Below are 15,337 nucleotides of genomic sequence, written 5' to 3' on the forward strand. Positions count from 1 at the left end.
GACGCATGCCCGCATCCCCCCGTTCCTTCCCGTATCCCCTCGGCGTCTCCCTCCGCGGCGACGCCGGCGCCGACGTCGCCGTCTACTCCGAGACCGCGGACAGCGTCGAGGTCTGCCTCTTCGACGAGTCCGGAGCAGAGACCCGCGTCGCCCTCACCGAGCGGACCGGCCACGTCTTCCACGGCCTCGTCCCCGAGATGGGCATCGGCACCCGCTACGGGCTGCGCGTCGACGGCCCCTGGGACCCCGCCAACGGCCTCCGCCACAACGCCGCCAAGCTCCTCCTCGACCCGCACGCCACCGCGATCGAGGGCTCGTACACCTGGTCCGAGGACGTCTTCGGCCAGTTCTACGAGGACGCCGACACCCGCAACGACGCCGACTCCGCGCACGCGGTCCCCCGCTGCGTCGTCACCGACCCCGACTCCTTCGACTGGAGCGGCGACACCGCGCCGCGCATCCCGCTCGAGGAGACCGTCGTCTACGAGGTGCACGTGAAGGGCTTCACGAAGCTGCACCCCGACGTGCCCGAGGACATCCGCGGCACCTACCGCGGCCTCGCGCACCCCGCCGCGATCAAGCACTTCACCGACCTGGGCGTGACCTCGGTCGAGCTGCTCCCCGTGCACCAGTTCGTGCAGGACTCGCACCTCGAGGAGAAGGGCCTGCGCAACTACTGGGGCTACAACTCTCTCGGCTTCTTCGCGCCGCACAACGAGTACTCGCACGCCGGCGACGACGGCTCGCAGGTCGACGAGTTCAAGGCCATGGTCAAGGCGTTCCACGAGGCCGGCCTCGAGGTCATCCTCGACGTGGTCTACAACCACACCGCCGAGGGCAACGACAAGGGCCCCACCCTCTCGTTCAAGGGCATCGACAACGGCTCCTACTACCGCCTGGTGGAGGAGGACCGCGCGAACTACTTCGACACCACCGGCACCGGCAACAGCCTCAACGTCGCGCACCCCGCCGCGCTCGGCCTGATCATGGACTCCCTGCGCTACTGGGTGACCGAGATGCACATCGACGGCTTCCGCTTCGACCTCGCCACCACCCTCACCCGCCAGACCGGTGAGGCCGAGGTGCACAGCGCCTTCCTCGACCTGATCGCGCAGGACCCGGTGCTCGCGCCCGTCAAGATGATCGCCGAGCCGTGGGACACCGCCGGCTACCAGGTCGGCGGCTTCCCCGCGGACTGGTCGGAGTGGAACGGGAAGTTCCGCGACGACGTGCGCGACTTCTGGAACGGCGCCGACTCGGTGCTCGGCACGACCGCGCAGCGCGTCCTCGGCTCCCCCGACGTGTACGAGGCCGACCGCCGCTCGCCGGTCTCCAGCATCAACTTCGTCACCGCGCACGACGGCTTCACTCTCGCCGACCTCACCGCATACTCGCGCAAGCACAACGCGGCCAACGGCGAGGACAACAACGACGGCGAGAGCGACAACCGCTCCTCCAACAACGGCGCCGAGGGCCCGACCGAGAACGAGGCGGTCAACGAGCGCCGCGACCGCATGCGCCGCAACTTCCTCGCGACGCTGCTGCTCTCGGCCGGCGTGCCGATGATCCTGGGCGGCGACGAGATCGCCCGCACGCAGGGCGGCAACAACAACGCCTACTGCCAGGACGACGAGATCTCGTGGTTCGATTGGGAGAACGCGGACCGCGAGCTGCTCGCCTTCACCCGCGAGCTGATCGCCCTCCGCGCCGCGGAGCCGGCGCTGCGCCCGAAGTGGTTCCGCCGCGCCCCCGGCGACGGCGGCCCCGACACGGTCGACATCCTCCGCTCCGACGCGCAGGGCTTCGCCGACGAGGACTGGGACAACCCCGACGCCCGCTCGATCACCTTCGTGTTCGAGCACGAGGGCAGCGCGAGCTTCGCCCTGCTGCTGAACGCGGCGGAGAACGGCGTCGAGTTCACCGTTCCCGAGGCGCCCGGCGCCGAGTGGACGCTGGCCGCCTCGAGCGACCCGGAGCAGGTCGTCGAGGGCGAGGTCACCACGCTGATCGTCCGCGACGGCTCGTTCACGCTGCTGCGCTCGGCCTCCTGATGACCGGCCGGACCCCGCGGCTCCTCCGCTTCGGCGGGCGCATCGCGGGGTTCGGCACGTCCTCGGGCACGAGGATCGTGCTGGGCCTCTGGGAGGACACCCCCTTCGGCCCGTTCGCCGACGCGATGGTCGAGGACGGCGACGGCCGCCGCCTCCTGATCGCACCGACCCGCGAGGTCGCGGACTTCATCGGGTCGACGTACGCGTTCGACGAGGTGCGGATCGCGCCGGTGTCGTGGCGGAGGATCGCGGGCGGCCTGTCCGTCGCGGCCGGACCGCTCGCGGTACGACTTGAGCTCGGCGGTCTCACTGCGCTCGGCCGGCTGCTGCGGATCGTTCCGCGACCGCTCGCCGAGCACCCGGCATGGCTGACCGCGATCTCGCCGGTCGCCTCCCTGCTCGTCCGCGGGGTCAGCACGGCCGGGTCGGCCGGGCACGGACGCCGCGAGTATTACGGCGTACGGGCGATCCGCCGCGTCGAGGGCGTCCACGCGGTGCTGGCGGAGGAGGACCTCGGCCCGTTGCGCCCGCTCTCGCCGCCCGTGCGGTTCGGCTTCTCGTCGGCGCCCGCCGCTCCGGCGATCGTCGACGTCACCACCACCATCGCGCTTCCGCGCGACGGGACCACCGCGCTCCGGCGCGACCGAGAGAGAGGAGCCGCCTCGTGAAGAAGGGCGACAAGATCAGCTGGAACACCTCGCAGGGCGAGACCCACGGCGAGCTGGTCGAGAAGAAGACGAAGGAGTTCCAGTTCGAGGGGCAGAAGTTCAACGCCTCGGACGACGAGCCCTACTGGATCGTGCAGAGCGACAAGACCGACGCGAAGGCCGCGCACAAGGAGTCGTCGCTGACGAAGAAGTGAGCGGGCGCAGGCCGAGCGGCTGCGGGCCGGGCTCCGGATCGACTCCGGGGCCCGGTCCGCGCCCGTCTCACGCGATGCGGATGAGCTTCTTGTTCACGAACTCCTCGAGGGCGGGGCGGCCCATCTCGCGGCCGGTGCCCGAGCGCTTCACGCCGCCGAAGGGCAGCTCGGCCGCGTCGCCGAGGACGAGGTTGATCCAGACCATCCCCGCGTCGATCCGGTCCGCCAGGCGCAGCGCCTGCTCCTGGTCGGTCGTGTAGAGGTAGGAGCCGAGGCCGTAGGGGGTGTCGTTCGCGAGGGCGATCGCCTCGTCCTCGTCGCGGACGCGGTAGAGCGCGGCGACGGGGCCGAAGAACTCCTCGCGGTAGGCGTCCATCTCGGGCGTGACGCCCTCGAGCACGGCGGGCGGGAAGAAGTTGCCGGTCACCTCGCCGCTGGCGCGGACGGTGGCCCCCTGCTCGCGCGCGGCCGCCAGCTGCGCCTCGAGTCGCTCCGTCGCGGCGGAGGAGGAGAGCGGGCCGAGGAGGGTGCCCTCCGCGAACGGATCGGCCGGCTGGGCGCGGGTGAACGCCTCCGTGAACTTCTCGGCGAACGCGTCGTACAGCTCGTCGATCACGATGAAGCGCTTCGCGGCGTTGCAGGACTGGCCGTTGTTGTCCAGGCGCGCGGCGACCGCGTCCTCGACCGCCTTGTCGAGGTCGTCGGTCGACAGGAGCACGAACGGGTCGGAGCCGCCGAGCTCGAGCACGACCTTCTTCAGGTGTCGGCCCGCGAGCTCCGCGACGGCCGCGCCGGCCCGCTCGGAACCGGTGACGGAGACGCCCTGGACCCGGGGGTCGGCGATGACGGTCGCGGCCTGCTCGTTCGTGGCGTAGAGGTTCACGTAGACGCCGGCGGGCGCGCCCAGCTCCTCGGCCGCGGTGCGGAACATGTCGGCGATGGCGGCGGCCGACTCCGGGCACTGCGGCGCGTGCTTGAGCAGGATCGTGTTGCCCGCGACCACGTTCGGGCCGGCGAAGCGGGCCACCTGGTAGTAGGGGAAGTTCCACGGCATGATGCCCAGGAGCACGCCCAGCCCGGCGCGGCGGATCAGCGCGGAGCCGGTGCCCTCGGCGAGCTCGATCGGCTCGTCGGCGAGGAAGGCCTCGCCGTTCTCGGCGTAGTAGCGGTAGATGTCGGCGGCGAAGCCGACCTCGCCCTGCGCCTGGTCGAGCGGCTTGCCCATCTCGCGGACGATGATCGCCGCGAGCTCGTCGGCGCGCTCGACGTGCAGCTCTGCCACGCGGGCGATCAGCGCCGCGCGGGTCGCGACGGGCACGGTCCGCGACCACGAGGAGTAGGCGTCCTGCGCCGAGCCGATCGCCGCGGTCAGCTCGGCGTCGCCGAGGGTCGGGTACTCGCGGAGGGTCTCCCCCGTGGCCGGGTCGATCACGGCGTAGTGGGTGCTCATGCGGGCTGTGCTCCTTCGCGCTGGGGGGCCGGTGCGGTCGCGCCGTCCTCGTCGATGATCTCCTGTGCCAGGCGCCTGCCGACGCGGATGGCGCCGTCGACGTGCTGGTAGCCCTCGGCGGCGAGGTCGCTCGTGCCGAAGCGGAGCGGACCCACCGGCTCCAGCTGCAGCGCGCCGTACCGGGTCAGCCCGCCCAGGTCGAAGCTCGCGGCGTACGCGCCCTGCGTCCACTCCTCGGACGCCCAGTCGCTCTCGTAGTAGACGACCGGATCGAGTGCGGCCGGGCCGAAGTAGGCGGCGAGCGAGTCGAGGATCGCGGCCTTCCGCTCCGCCTCGTCGAGCGCGAGCACGCGGTCGGCCTTCTCGTCCGAGACGAAGCCGACCAGGGTGCCGCGCTCCTCCCCGTGGTTCGCGTTGTCGTAGGCCTCGTGCACGAGCGAGTGCGGGCTGAACGCGGTGCCGGAGAGGCCGTCGGCGCGCCAGAAGGGCGTGGCGTACGTGGCGTGCACCTTGATCACGAGGCCGAGCGACTGGTGCTGCAGGGCCTGCTGCCGCAGGCGCGGGAGCGGCGGGTCGAACGAGATGCGGCCGACGAGGTTCGGCGGCACGGCGACGATCGCGCGGCGGGCGCGGAGGACGACGCCGTCGGCGCGCACCTCGACCCCGTCGTCGCCGTAGCGGACGGAGCGGACCGGGTGCCCGAGCAGGACGCGCTCGGCGCCGAGGCGCTCGGCGAGCCGCTCCGGGACCTGCTGGAGGCCGCCGATCACGCGCTTGTCGAGGATGAAGTCGGCGTCGACCAGGTTGCTGAAGCTCCCCGCGCTCGCGGCCATGAGGAGCGCCTGGAGGAGGGAGAAGGCGTGCGCCGGCTTGGTGAGCATGGCGTCGGCGAGGAAGAGGGCGATGTTGGCCCGCGCCTCCTCGTCGTCGCTCTGCTGCTCCAGCCAGGCGGCGAAGGTGATGCGGTCGTAGTCGCGGGCGAGCGGGTGCGTCCACGGCGCCGCCGGATCCGTCTCGGCGACGAGGCGGTCGAGCACCTCGATCAGACGGGAGATCTCGGACTCGGTGCGCTCGCTCCCCGGGAAGATGTCGCCGGTGAAGCGGCGAGCGGAGCCGTCGGCGCCGATGTAGACGCTCTCGCCCTCGCGGTAGCGGGAGTAGGTGCCGAGGCCGAGCTCGTCGAGGGTCTCGAGGAGCGCCGTCTGGTCCGGCGAGACCCACTGGCCGCCGAGCTCGAGGAGCTGCCCGTCGACCACGCGGGTCTCGAGCCGCCCGCCCACGCGCTCGCGCGCCTCGACGACGACGACGTCGAGGCCGTGCTGCTGCAGCCGGAGCGCCGCGGTGAGTCCGGTGGCACCGGCTCCGATCACGACGACGTCGTGCTCGCTGGGGGACATGACTTCTCTTTCCGTCGGTGATCGCGGGAGTGGACGCGCGAATACGGACGATCCTGTCACAGAAGCGGAGGAGAACGTCAGTGAGTGCGCCCGATGGAGGGTGGACTCGGAGCGCCCTCCACCGAACTACATAGGCGTGCTATATTGTTTCTCGTGCCCGATCCCAGTGCCCCCGTGCGTCTCGCCTCCGCCGCCACCGCCCTCACGCGGTTCGCGGGCCGGGCGAGCGGCGCGACCGGGCTCGGCGCGCAGTCCGGAGCCGTCTGGTCGACGCTCGCCGAGCTGCGGACAGCCTCCCCCTCCCGCCTCGGCGAGCTCGCCGAGCGGGTCCGCGTCACCCAGCCGACGATGACCGGCATCATCGCCCGGCTCGACGAGGCCGGCTGGATCCGCCGCGTCCACGACGCCGGCGACGGCCGCGCCTGGCTGATCGAGGGCACTCCCGCCGGCTTCGACGCCCTCGCCGAGCACCGGCTCCGCCTCGAAGCCGCCCTGGCCCCGCTGTTCGAGGACCTCGACGAGGACGACCGCCTCGCCCTCGAGCGCGCCGCGACCCTCGTCGAGGCCCGCGTCACCCGCATCGCCGGCACCCCCGTCCCCTCCTCCCCCGAGAAAGGCTCCACGCCGTGACCACCTCCCCCCACTCGCCCGCCCAGGGCTCGATCCTGAAGCAGCCGCTGGCCGTCTGGGCCGTCGCCTTCGCCGCGGTGATCGCCTTCATGGGGATCGGCCTGGTCGACCCGATCCTCCCGGCCATCGCCGAGAGCCTGCAGGCGACTCCGACCGAGACCTCGCTGCTCTTCACGAGCTACCTCGTCATCACCGGCGTCGTGATGTTCTTCACCAGCTGGCTCTCCAGCCGCATCGGCGCCAAGAAGACCCTCATGATCGGCCTGGTGCTGATCGTGGTGTTCGCCGCGCTCGCCGGCACGGCGGGCAGCGTCGAGGGCGTCATCGGCTTCCGCGCGGGCTGGGGCTTCGGCAACGCGCTGTTCATCTCGACCGCCCTGTCGACCATCGTCGGCGCGGCGAGCGGAGGCTCCTCCGCGGCGATCGTGCTCTACGAGGCCGCGCTGGGCATCGGCATCGCCGTCGGCCCGCTGCTCGGCGGGCTCCTCGGCAGCGTCTCGTGGCGCGGCCCGTTCTTCGGGACCGCCGTGCTGATGGCCGTCGGCTTCATCGCCATCGCGACGCTCCTGCGGGAGGACGGCCCCAAGCCCGCTCCGACTCCGCTCTCGGCGCCCTTCGCGGCCCTCAAGGTCCCGGCCATCCGCACGCTGGCGGGCGCCGCCCTGTTCTACAACATCGGCTTCTTCGTGCTGCTCGCCTACACGCCCTACCCGCTCGGGCTGGACGAGATGGGCCTCGGCTTCACGTTCTTCGGCTGGGGCCTGGGCGTGGCGATCACCTCCGTGTTCGTCGCTCCGCTGCTCACCCGGCGCCTCCCGCGCACCGTCGTGCTGCGCTCGGTGCTGCTGCTGCTCGCGCTCGACCTGATCGCCGGCGGCCTCGTGATCTCGTCCCGTGTCGGCCTGATCGTCTGCATCATCGTCGGCGGCCTGCTGCTCGGAGTCGTCAACACGGTGCTCACCGAGTGCGTGATGGAGGCGACCGACCTGCCCCGCTCCGTCGCGTCGTCCGCCTACTCCGGCGTCCGCTTCCTCGGCGGCGCGATCGCCCCGCCCGCCGCCTCCGCCCTGGCCGCGGCGATCTCGCCGGCCTTCCCGATGTACGCCGCGGCCGGAGCCGTCGCCGTCGCCGCGCTGATCGTGCTGCTCGGACGCCGCACCCTGGCCCGCGCCGACGCCCACGAGCCCGAGCCCGAGCTCGTCGAGGCGCAGGCGATCACGCTCGGCGAGTGACGCGCCCGCACCTGCGCGCACCAGCTCGCTGAGGGGTCGCGAACGGTCGTCATCCGAGCGGGATGGCGGCCGTTCGTGACGCATGGACGCGGTCGAGCGGGGTGGGCGGCGGATCCGACCTGTGGAGAACCGGTTCACGAGGATCGGGAGGCGGGACAGTGGCCGGATGCACGATCCCTCGCCGCTTCCGATCGGACTCCGCGGCCGCGCCTTCACCGTCGCTGACGCTCGCGCGAGCGGTCTGAGCCGCGGGCGGCTCCGCAGCTCCGACCTCCACCGGCCCTTCCACGGCGTCCGCACCGCCGACCCCGACCCCGACCTGCGCCTGCGCGCGGAGGCGCTCCTCGCGCTGGTCGGTCCGGAGGCGCTCCTGAGCCACGTGACGGCGGCGCGGCTCTGGCCGCTCGACCTCCCGCCCGCCGCTGCGGACGAGCCGGTGCACGTCAGCGTCCGCCGGCCGGGACGCGCTCCCCGGCACCGGAACGTCGTCGGCCACGCCCTCGCCGATCCCGACGTCCGCCGTGTCCTCCGCCGCGGACTCCCCCTCACCGATCCGGCCTCGCTCTTCTGCCATCTCTCCGCGCTCCTCGAGCCGGACGACCTCGTCGCGGTGGGCGACGCGCTGGTGCGCACGCCGGTCGTCGGCGATCCGGCGGATCAACGGCCCTGGGTGCCGCTGCCCGACCTGCGGGAGCGCGTGTCGGCCTTCCGCGGTCGGGGCTCGGTGCGACTCCGCGCCGCGCTCGCTCTGGTGCGCGACGGGGCGGAGTCGCGGCAGGAGTCGCGGTTCCGGCTCGCGTCCATGCGGGCGGGGCTCCCGGAGCCGGTGCTGCAGGAGCCGCTGTTCGACTCCGACGGGGTCTTCGTCGGGCGGCCGGACGGCTGGTACCCCGCGGAGCGGGTCGCGTGGGAGTACGAGGGCGACGATCATCGCACCAGCAACCGGCGCTTCGCGCGCGACCTCGGCCGCTACGACGACCTCGCCTCGATCGGGGTCCGCGTCGTCCGCATCGTCGGCGCCGAGTTCGTCCCCCACCCCGAGCGCTCCGTCGAGCGCCTGCGACGAGCACTCGCCGACCGGGCTCCGCATCGACGACCGCCGAGGGGTCGCGAACGGTCGTCATCCGGGCAGGGTGACGACCGTTCGTGACGCCTCACGGGAGGGCGCGCGCTCAGGAGTCAGGGCGCGACCTCGAAGAGGCGCGGGCGCAGCGCGGACGTGCGCGGGTCGGCGGCGCACGCGGCGAGCGCCGCCGCGAGGACGCCGCGGGCCGGGTGCGGCTCGCGGACGTACACGTCGACGCCGGCGGGCGTGAACGGAGTCCGGGCGAAGCGGGTGAGTGCCCAGCCCGCCTCCTCGTCGGCGGCCACGAACGACCAGCGGCTGCGGGCGAGGAGGGTCAGCGGCTCGACGCCGCGCCAGCGGAAGCCGGACGGATCGTGCGGGTCGGGGATGTCGATGCCGACCACGTAGTGCGAGCGCGTGCGGCCGCGCCAGCTGACGACGTCGCCGATCCCGCCGGTCGGGAGCGGCGCGTACGTGATCGCCACCCCCGACCGCGAGCGCCAGAGCGGCAGCGAGGAGCCCCGGACGAACCAGGTGCCGCTCGCGAGCGCCCGGGCGTCGATCATCGGAGGGCGTGCTTGATGTTGGTGCGGGCCAGCGCGACGGCCTCGCCCGCTCCTCCGTTCATCACGATCTTCGAGACCGCCAGCGCGAAGCCCTTCACCTGCGCGCCCGTGATCGTGGGTGGGAGCGAGAGGGCGAGCGGATCCGTCACCACGTCGACGAGGACCGGGCCGCCGTCGGCGAGTGCCGACCGGAGGGCCTCCTCCACGTCGCGCGGGTCCTCGACGCGGATGCCGCGGATGCCGATCGCCTCCGCCACCTTCGCGTAGTCGACCATCGGCACGTCGACAGCGAAGTCCGGGAAGCCGTCGACCAGCATCTCGACCTTCACCAGCCCGAGCGTGGAGTTGTTGAACACGACGATCGTCACGGGCAGCCGGTAGGCGGCGACCGTGACCAGCTCGCCCATCAGCATCGAGAGCCCGCCGTCGCCGCTCAGCGAGACGACCTGGCGCCCCGGGTGCGAGAGCTGCGCGCCGACCGCCTGCGGCAGCGCGTTCGCCATCGAGCCGTGCATGTACGAGCCGAGCAGGCGCCGCTTCCCGTTGGGGGTGATGTAGCGGGCCTGCCAGACGTTGCCCATGCCGGTGTCGGCGGTGACGATCGCGTCCTCGGAGAGCAGGCCGTCGAGCGTGGACGCGACGAGCTCGGGGTGGATCGGGCTGCGCGTGCCGACCTCGGTGTACTTCCCGACGACTCCGGTGACCAGCTTCTCGTGCTTCTTCAGCGTCTTGTCGAGGAAGCGGTGGTCCTTCCGCTGCACGAGCGGGGTCAGCGCGGTGAGGGTCGCCGCCACGTCGCCGTGGACGGGGTGCGCGACGCTGACGCGGCGTCCGAGCTTCGAGGCGTCGCTGTCGACCTGAGCGATCACGACCTTCGAGGCGTCGGGGAGGAACTGCTCGTAGGGGAAGTCGGTGCCGAGGAGGAGGAGCAGGTCGGCGTCGTGCATGCCGGCGTGCGCCGCTCCGTAGCCGAGGAGGCCCGTCATGCCGACGTCGTAGGGGTTGTCGTACTGGATCCACTCCTTGCCGCGCAGGCTGTGCCCGACGGGCGCGCCCACCAGCTCGGCGAAGGCGACGACCTCGTCGTGCGCGTTCTGCACTCCGGCGCCCGCGAAGATCGCGACGGTCCGCGCCTGGTCGATCGCGGCCGCGAGGGCGCGGACGTCGGCGTCGGCGGGGACCAGGACGGGCGTCGACGGCAGCACGAACGCGGGGAAGCCGTCCACCGCTTCCAGCTCGGCGATGTCGCCGGGGAGGGTGACCACGGCGACTCCGCGGAGCGCCACCGCGCTGCGCATCGCGGCGTTGACGACCCGCGGGGCCTGGGCGGCGGTCGAGATCAGCTCGCGGTAGTTCGAGCACTCGACGAAGAGCCTGTCCGGGTGCGTCTCCTGGAAGTAGGACGAGCCGATCTCGTTGCTCGGGATGTGGCTCGCGATGGCGAGCACCGGGGCGGAGGAGCGGTGCGCGTCGTAGAGGCCGTTGATCAGGTGCAGGTTGCCGGGGCCGCAGCTGCCGGCGCAGACGGCGAGGCGCCCGGTGAGCTGCGCCTCCGCGCCGGCGGCGAAGGCGGCCGCCTCCTCGTTGCGCACGTGGATCCAGTCGATGCCTCCCTTCTCGGAGCCGCCGCTGCGGCGCACCGCGTCGACGATCGGATTCAGCGAGTCCCCGACGATCCCGTAGATGCGGGAGACGCCGGCGTCGATGAGCTGAGCGATGAGCTGGTCTGCGACCGTCTTCTGAGCCATGACCCCATTCGACCGGACGGGGCTGAGCGTCCGCTACTCCGGAAAGTGGAGATCCGGATCGGGTGCATCCCCCTCGGGACGGATGCCCTGCACCTCTAGCCTGGGAGTCGTCACAGGAACACCTCCGTACCGCTGATCCCGGGAGTCGCCATGAACCGCCGCAGAACCGCCCTCGTCCTGGCCGCCGGCGCGGCCCTCGCCCTCGGCCTGACCGGCTGCTCGGGCCTGAACGGCCTGATGGGAGGCGAGACCCGCGACGACGAGACCGGGGAGATCACCGAGGGCGGGACGACCGACGTCTTCCAGCTGCGCGTGGGCGACTGCCTGAACGGCGAGCTCAGCGAGGAGGCGACCGAGGTCACCGACGTGCCGACCGTGCCCTGCACCGACCCGCACGTCTACGAGGTGTTCCAGAACCTGACGATGGCCGACGCCGACGAGTACCCGGGCGAGTCCGTCGCGACGGAGCAGGCCGAGACCGACTGCGTCACGGCGTTCGAATCGTTCACCGGGATCGGCTACCAGGACTCGGCGTACGACTTCAGCTACTACTACCCGACCGCCGAGAGCTGGGGCACGGGCGACCGGACGATCAACTGCATGATCACCGACCCGAACGGGCCGAGCACGGGCACGCTGGCGGGCGTCGCGGCCTGATCGCGATCTCCGCGCGCGGCGGTGCCGGTCCCGCCGAGCGCTCCGCGCGCGGCCCGGGTCAGTCGCGGTCGCGCGCGGGGAACAGCCGCAGCAGCAGGCCGGAGCCGATCCAGACGACGGCGATCCCCGCGACGAGCCAGGAGGCTCCGAGGCCGGCCGCCGCTCCCGCCAGCACGGCGCCGACGGCCGCGGCGGCGGAGCGCAGCCCCGCGCCGATCGTGAACACCTGCGAGCGGACGGTGGCGGGGCTCTCCTCGTCGCGCAGCAGCAGCATCGCCGCGTTCGAGGGGGCCGTGAAGACGCCCGCGACCGCGAAGGCGGCGATCGCCACGACGACGCCCAGGTCGGGAACGGCGACCAGGAGGACGGCGCCGGTCGCGATGTAGGCGGCGCCCATGGTCCACGCCGGCGGACGGCGGGTCCAGCGGCGGGCCGCCACGGCGAGGGCGCCGAGCAGGCCGCCCACGGCGAAGGCGGTCAGGATCCACGCGGCGGCGTCGGTGCTGCCCAGCCGCTCCACAGAGAGGCTGATCGCCGCGACTCCCGCCGCTCCGCCCGCGACCTGGCTGAGGGTGCCCGCCGAGGTGACCACCGCGATCGGACGGTGCCGCACGAGGTGGGTGACGCCCGCGACGATCGTCCGCAGCACGCCGACGGTCGGCGCCGGACGGGCCTCCATGGCGAGGCCGAGCGACCCGACGACGCCGATGAGGGCGAGGACCGCCATGGCGAGCATCGCGGTCCGCGCTCCCCCGACTCCGACCGCGAGGCCCACGATCGCCGGCCCGCTGATCGAGGCGACCGTGTACGAGAGCGAGTCCTGCGCGTAGGCGCGGCGCGGCTCCGGGATGGCGCTCGTGACGAAGCTCGACATGCCGCCCATGTAGACGGGCGTCGCGAGCCCCGCGAGGAGCAGCAGCACCACGATGAGCGGCGTCGGCACCTCGCCGAGGAAGGCGGCGACCGCGAAGGCGACGGCGGTCGTGAGCGCGGCGCCGACCAGGAGCCGGCGGGGGCGGCGGACCCGGTCGAGCACCGTGCCGACCAGCGGCGCGGCGATCACGGCGGGGAAGAGCGCCGCTCCGGTCAGGGCACCGCCGAGCGCGACGTCGCCGAGACGCTCGACGGCGAGGACGGGGAGGGCGACGACCATGCCGGCGCTGGCCAGGCGGAGGGGGATCGACGCGGCCTGGTAGCTGACCGCGCTCATGCGGGACCGGGGATCGACATCACCTCCGATGGTGTCACGGCTGCGGGACCGGGTCGGCCGGGGAGGCAGGCCACCGGCCTCTGAGCGGCCTGCGGCGGCGCGCCCTAGGCGATCGGCGTCCGCGCCGCGAGTTCGGCCGCCGCCGCGACGCCCAGGCGCCAGGGCGCGCCGTGGCCGGGCAGGAGTGTCCGCGCCCCGGTCCCGGCGAGGACCCGCAGCGAGTCGAGGGACTGCGCCGTGTCGGCGGTCGCGGCGCGCGCGACCAGGTGCGGGCCGGTGCGCGCGGAGTAGGGGTCGAGCGTGACCAGGGCGTCTCCGTCGATCACCGCGTCGCGCTCGGGCAGGTGCAGCGAGACGTGCCCGTCGGTGTGCCCCGGAGTCGCGAGCACGCGGGGCGATCCGGGCACGTCGAGCACCGCTCCGGCGGTCAGCGGCAGGGTCCCGTGCACGGGCGGCACCGCGAGCGCGCCCGCACGGGCCATCGCTCCGAGCACCGGGATCGCGGAGGGGTGCAGCAGCGGGTACACGAACGGGGTGCGCTGGCGGCGGTAGGAGTAGGGCTGCGCGGCGAGCGGCTCGTCGGCCGCGTGCAGGTGCACGGGGACGCCCCGCCGGACGAGGCTGCGGGCGACGCCGAGGTGGTCGAAGTGCGCGTGGGTCAGCACGAGGGCGTCGATGTCGCCGAGCGAGCGGCCGAGCACCTCCAGCGCGCGGACCAGGTGCGGCCACGTCCTCGGGAGACCGGCGTCGACGACGGTCAACCGACCCGCCTCCTCGATCAGGTAGAGGTTCGTCCAGGCGTGCTCGAGCCGGTGCACCCCGGGTGCGACGTCCCGGTGCAGGCTCGCGCCGCCCCCTCGCCGCTGCTGCCGGCCCTGCTGCTCGCGCTGCTGCTGCTCCATCGTGCTCCCGCCCCTCCGGGCCCGCGCCCGATCGCGACGACGCTACGAGCGTCTGCGACGGATCGGACAGGGCGTTGACGGCGGGGTTCCGCGTCGTGCAGGGCTCAGCGGCGCCGCCCGCGGAGGGCGAGCTGCACCGCGGCGAGCAGGAGGAGGACCGCGAAGAGGATCCCGGACACGCGCGCGGCAGGAGGAAGGAGAGCGCCACTCCGGCGAAGGAGAACGCCGTCGCGGTGAGCCCGACCACGAGGCCCGCGCGCACGTCGAGCAGGCCGCGCCGGGCGTTCGCGATCGAGCCGGTGACCGCCGTGGGGATCATCGCGGCGAGCGAGGTGCCCTTGGCCAGGAGGTCCGCGAGCCCGAAGGCGCCGACCAGGACCGGCACGGCGATCGCTCCGCCGCCGATGCCGAAGAGGCCGGAAGCGACGCCCATCCCGATGCCGAGCCCCGCGAATCCGGGCCACACGCCCCAGCCCTCGGCGACGTCGCCGGTGTCGTTCGAGCCGAACACGGCCATCCGCACCGCCGCGGCCACGAGCAGCGCCACGAACATCCAGCGCAGCACGCCCAGAGGCAGCCGCGCGAGCAGCCAGGATCCGGCCACCGCCCCGAGCATCGCCGCAGCCGCGATCACCGCCGCCGGGACCCAGGCGACCTGGCCGGCGAGGGCGTAGCCGAACGCTCCGGCGACCGAGGTCGGAGCGATCGCGAGCAGCGAGGTGGCGGAGGCGCGGCGCTGGTCCATCCCGGCCCACGCGATCAGCATCGGCACCATCACGATCCCGCCGCCGACGCCGAACGCGCCCGACAGGGTCCCGCCGACCGCGCCGATCAGGGCCAGGACGAGCAGGGCGCGCGGGCGCATGCGCGCGGCCGTCCGATCGAGGAGGGGCGCCTGCGGGGCGGTCGCGTCGGTCACGGCTCCATGCCACCACAGCACCGGGCCGAGGGCGAATCGACGGGCGTCGACCGCGTTCCTGAGAGGACCGGCCCGGCCGGGCCCGCCTCTCTGGCAGTTGCCTGGGCGGGGCGGATCCGACCGTGACGTTCGGCGTCGACGGAGCGTCCTACCTGCATACCCCGCCTGATCGAGCGATCGGGCCCCGAGCGAAAGAGGAGACCATGGCCGAGACCACCGCGACCACCACCCGTCAGACCAGCACCGGATCCGGACGCACCGTGATCGAGGACGGCGTCATCGCCAAGGTCGCCGGCATCGCCGCGCGCGAGGTCCCGGGCGTCCACGCCCTCGGCGGAGGAGCGGCCCGAGCGATCGGCGCCATCCGCAGCGCGATCGGCAACGACGACCGCGGCCAGGGCGTCAAGGTCGAGGTCGGCGAGCGCCAGGTCGCCGCCGACATCACCATCGTCGCCGAGTACCCCGCGCCGCTGCAGAAGGTCGCCGAGGACGTGCGCTCCGCCGTCGCCGACGCCATCCAGCACATCGCCGGCATGGAGGTCGCCGAGATCAACGTGACCGTCCAGGACGTCCACATCCCCGAGGACGACACCCAGGAGTCCGACCCGCGCGTCGTCTGACCCGTTCCCCCCGCACCGACGCCCCGG

14 protein-coding genes and 1 pseudogene are annotated in these 15,337 nt (G+C 73.2%); 8 read left to right on the forward strand and 7 right to left on the reverse strand.

What is annotated here, in order from left to right; genetic code table 11:
- Positions 1-5: 5 nt before the first annotated feature.
- The 3 genes from glgX to C5C25_RS05245 are packed head-to-tail and all read left to right on the forward strand — an operon-like array spanning position 6 to position 2,913.
- On the forward strand, positions 6-2,051 hold the full coding sequence (gene glgX / locus C5C25_RS05235; protein ID WP_104246955.1) for a glycogen debranching protein GlgX: 2,046 nt from the start codon (positions 6-8) through the stop codon (positions 2,049-2,051).
- Positions 2,051-2,719 (forward strand): hypothetical protein, encoded by a 669-nt coding sequence (locus tag C5C25_RS05240; protein ID WP_104249948.1) that lies wholly within the window; start codon positions 2,051-2,053, stop codon positions 2,717-2,719. Before glgX ends, C5C25_RS05240 begins: the two co-directional genes overlap by 1 nt.
- Positions 2,716-2,913 carry a DUF2945 domain-containing protein gene (locus tag C5C25_RS05245; protein WP_056866275.1) on the forward strand — a complete coding sequence of 66 codons (198 nt, stop codon included), beginning with the start codon at positions 2,716-2,718 and terminating at the stop codon, positions 2,911-2,913. Before C5C25_RS05240 ends, C5C25_RS05245 begins: the two co-directional genes overlap by 4 nt.
- 67 nt (positions 2,914-2,980) lie before the next feature.
- Here C5C25_RS05245 and C5C25_RS05250 read toward each other — a convergent pair whose 3' ends face one another.
- Entirely contained in the window at positions 2,981-4,363 is a 1,383-nt protein-coding gene (locus tag C5C25_RS05250; RefSeq protein WP_104226095.1) for an NAD-dependent succinate-semialdehyde dehydrogenase, read from the reverse strand.
- Complete coding sequence (locus C5C25_RS05255; RefSeq protein ID WP_104249949.1) at positions 4,360-5,760, reverse strand: NAD(P)/FAD-dependent oxidoreductase; 1,401 nt, start codon at positions 5,758-5,760, stop codon at positions 4,360-4,362. Before C5C25_RS05255 ends, C5C25_RS05250 begins: the two co-directional genes overlap by 4 nt.
- Before the next feature lie 153 nt (positions 5,761-5,913).
- Between C5C25_RS05255 and C5C25_RS05260 the strand changes: the two genes are divergently transcribed.
- The 3 genes from C5C25_RS05260 (at position 5,914) to C5C25_RS05270 (ending at position 8,772) form a co-directional block, all read left to right on the forward strand.
- Complete coding sequence (locus C5C25_RS05260) at positions 5,914-6,390, forward strand: MarR family winged helix-turn-helix transcriptional regulator (protein WP_181133635.1); 477 nt, start codon at positions 5,914-5,916, stop codon at positions 6,388-6,390.
- Complete coding sequence (locus tag C5C25_RS05265; RefSeq protein WP_104225140.1) at positions 6,387-7,622, forward strand: MFS transporter; 1,236 nt, start codon at positions 6,387-6,389, stop codon at positions 7,620-7,622. The genes C5C25_RS05260 and C5C25_RS05265 overlap by 4 nt, the downstream gene beginning before the upstream one ends.
- A 166-nt stretch (positions 7,623-7,788) precedes the next feature.
- Positions 7,789-8,772, forward strand: coding sequence for a hypothetical protein (locus C5C25_RS05270; RefSeq protein ID WP_104249951.1), 984 nt, complete (start codon positions 7,789-7,791; stop codon positions 8,770-8,772).
- A 29-nt stretch (positions 8,773-8,801) separates the two neighbouring features.
- Here the strand turns inward: C5C25_RS05270 and C5C25_RS05275 are convergent, their stop codons facing one another.
- Together C5C25_RS05275 and C5C25_RS05280 are read right to left on the reverse strand one after the other, a co-directional pair.
- Complete coding sequence (locus C5C25_RS05275) at positions 8,802-9,254, reverse strand: hypothetical protein (protein ID WP_104249952.1); 453 nt, start codon at positions 9,252-9,254, stop codon at positions 8,802-8,804.
- Positions 9,251-11,002, reverse strand: coding sequence for a pyruvate dehydrogenase (locus C5C25_RS05280; protein ID WP_104226089.1), 1,752 nt, complete (start codon positions 11,000-11,002; stop codon positions 9,251-9,253). Before C5C25_RS05280 ends, C5C25_RS05275 begins: the two co-directional genes overlap by 4 nt.
- Positions 11,003-11,152: 150 nt before the next feature.
- Here C5C25_RS05280 and C5C25_RS05285 point away from each other — a divergent pair, with 150 nt between their 5' ends.
- Positions 11,153-11,659 (forward strand): septum formation family protein, encoded by a 507-nt coding sequence (locus C5C25_RS05285; RefSeq protein ID WP_104226088.1) that lies wholly within the window; start codon positions 11,153-11,155, stop codon positions 11,657-11,659.
- 58 nt (positions 11,660-11,717) lie between these two features.
- Here the strand turns inward: C5C25_RS05285 and C5C25_RS16645 are convergent, their stop codons facing one another.
- The 3 genes and pseudogenes from C5C25_RS16645 to C5C25_RS16980 form a co-directional block, all read right to left on the reverse strand.
- Positions 11,718-12,869 carry an MFS transporter gene (locus C5C25_RS16645; RefSeq protein WP_104308321.1) on the reverse strand — a complete coding sequence of 384 codons (1,152 nt, stop codon included), beginning with the start codon at positions 12,867-12,869 and terminating at the stop codon, positions 11,718-11,720.
- Positions 12,870-12,973: 104 nt separating this feature from the next.
- The gene (locus C5C25_RS05295) at positions 12,974-13,771 is read right to left on the reverse strand and encodes an MBL fold metallo-hydrolase (RefSeq protein ID WP_104249953.1); all 798 of its coding nucleotides are present in this window, start codon (positions 13,769-13,771) and stop codon (positions 12,974-12,976) included.
- A 241-nt stretch (positions 13,772-14,012) separates the two neighbouring features.
- Positions 14,013-14,636 (reverse strand): annotated as a pseudogene (locus C5C25_RS16980) (sulfite exporter TauE/SafE family protein); the annotation flags it as partial.
- A gap of 257 nt (positions 14,637-14,893) precedes the next feature.
- Between C5C25_RS16980 and C5C25_RS05305 the strand changes: the two are divergent.
- A complete protein-coding gene (locus C5C25_RS05305) occupies positions 14,894-15,310 on the forward strand; it encodes an Asp23/Gls24 family envelope stress response protein (RefSeq protein WP_104225148.1) in 417 nt (138 codons plus the stop codon).
- The last annotated feature ends 27 nt before the right edge of the window (positions 15,311-15,337 follow it).

This window comes from Rathayibacter sp. AY2B9, from assembly GCF_002931595.1.
Taxonomy (GTDB): Bacteria; Actinomycetota; Actinomycetes; order Actinomycetales; family Microbacteriaceae; genus Rathayibacter.

Excerpts from the sequence above, each read along its gene's own strand:
- glgX (WP_104246955.1), top strand. The coding sequence starts at position 6 with ATGCCCGCATCCCCCCGTTCCTTCCCGTATCCCCTCGGCGTCTCCCTC.
- C5C25_RS05240 (WP_104249948.1), top strand. The coding sequence starts at position 2,051 with ATGACCGGCCGGACCCCGCGGCTCCTCCGCTTCGGCGGGCGCATCGCG.
- C5C25_RS05250 (WP_104226095.1), bottom strand. The coding sequence starts at position 4,363 with ATGAGCACCCACTACGCCGTGATCGACCCGGCCACGGGGGAGACCCTC.
- C5C25_RS05255 (WP_104249949.1), bottom strand. The coding sequence starts at position 5,760 with ATGTCCCCCAGCGAGCACGACGTCGTCGTGATCGGAGCCGGTGCCACC.
- C5C25_RS05270 (WP_104249951.1), top strand. The coding sequence starts at position 7,789 with ATGCACGATCCCTCGCCGCTTCCGATCGGACTCCGCGGCCGCGCCTTC.
- C5C25_RS05275 (WP_104249952.1), bottom strand. The coding sequence starts at position 9,254 with ATGATCGACGCCCGGGCGCTCGCGAGCGGCACCTGGTTCGTCCGGGGC.
- C5C25_RS05280 (WP_104226089.1), bottom strand. The coding sequence starts at position 11,002 with ATGGCTCAGAAGACGGTCGCAGACCAGCTCATCGCTCAGCTCATCGAC.
- C5C25_RS05285 (WP_104226088.1), top strand. The coding sequence starts at position 11,153 with ATGAACCGCCGCAGAACCGCCCTCGTCCTGGCCGCCGGCGCGGCCCTC.
- C5C25_RS16645 (WP_104308321.1), bottom strand. The coding sequence starts at position 12,869 with ATGAGCGCGGTCAGCTACCAGGCCGCGTCGATCCCCCTCCGCCTGGCC.
- C5C25_RS05295 (WP_104249953.1), bottom strand. The coding sequence starts at position 13,771 with ATGGAGCAGCAGCAGCGCGAGCAGCAGGGCCGGCAGCAGCGGCGAGGG.
- C5C25_RS05305 (WP_104225148.1), top strand. The coding sequence starts at position 14,894 with ATGGCCGAGACCACCGCGACCACCACCCGTCAGACCAGCACCGGATCC.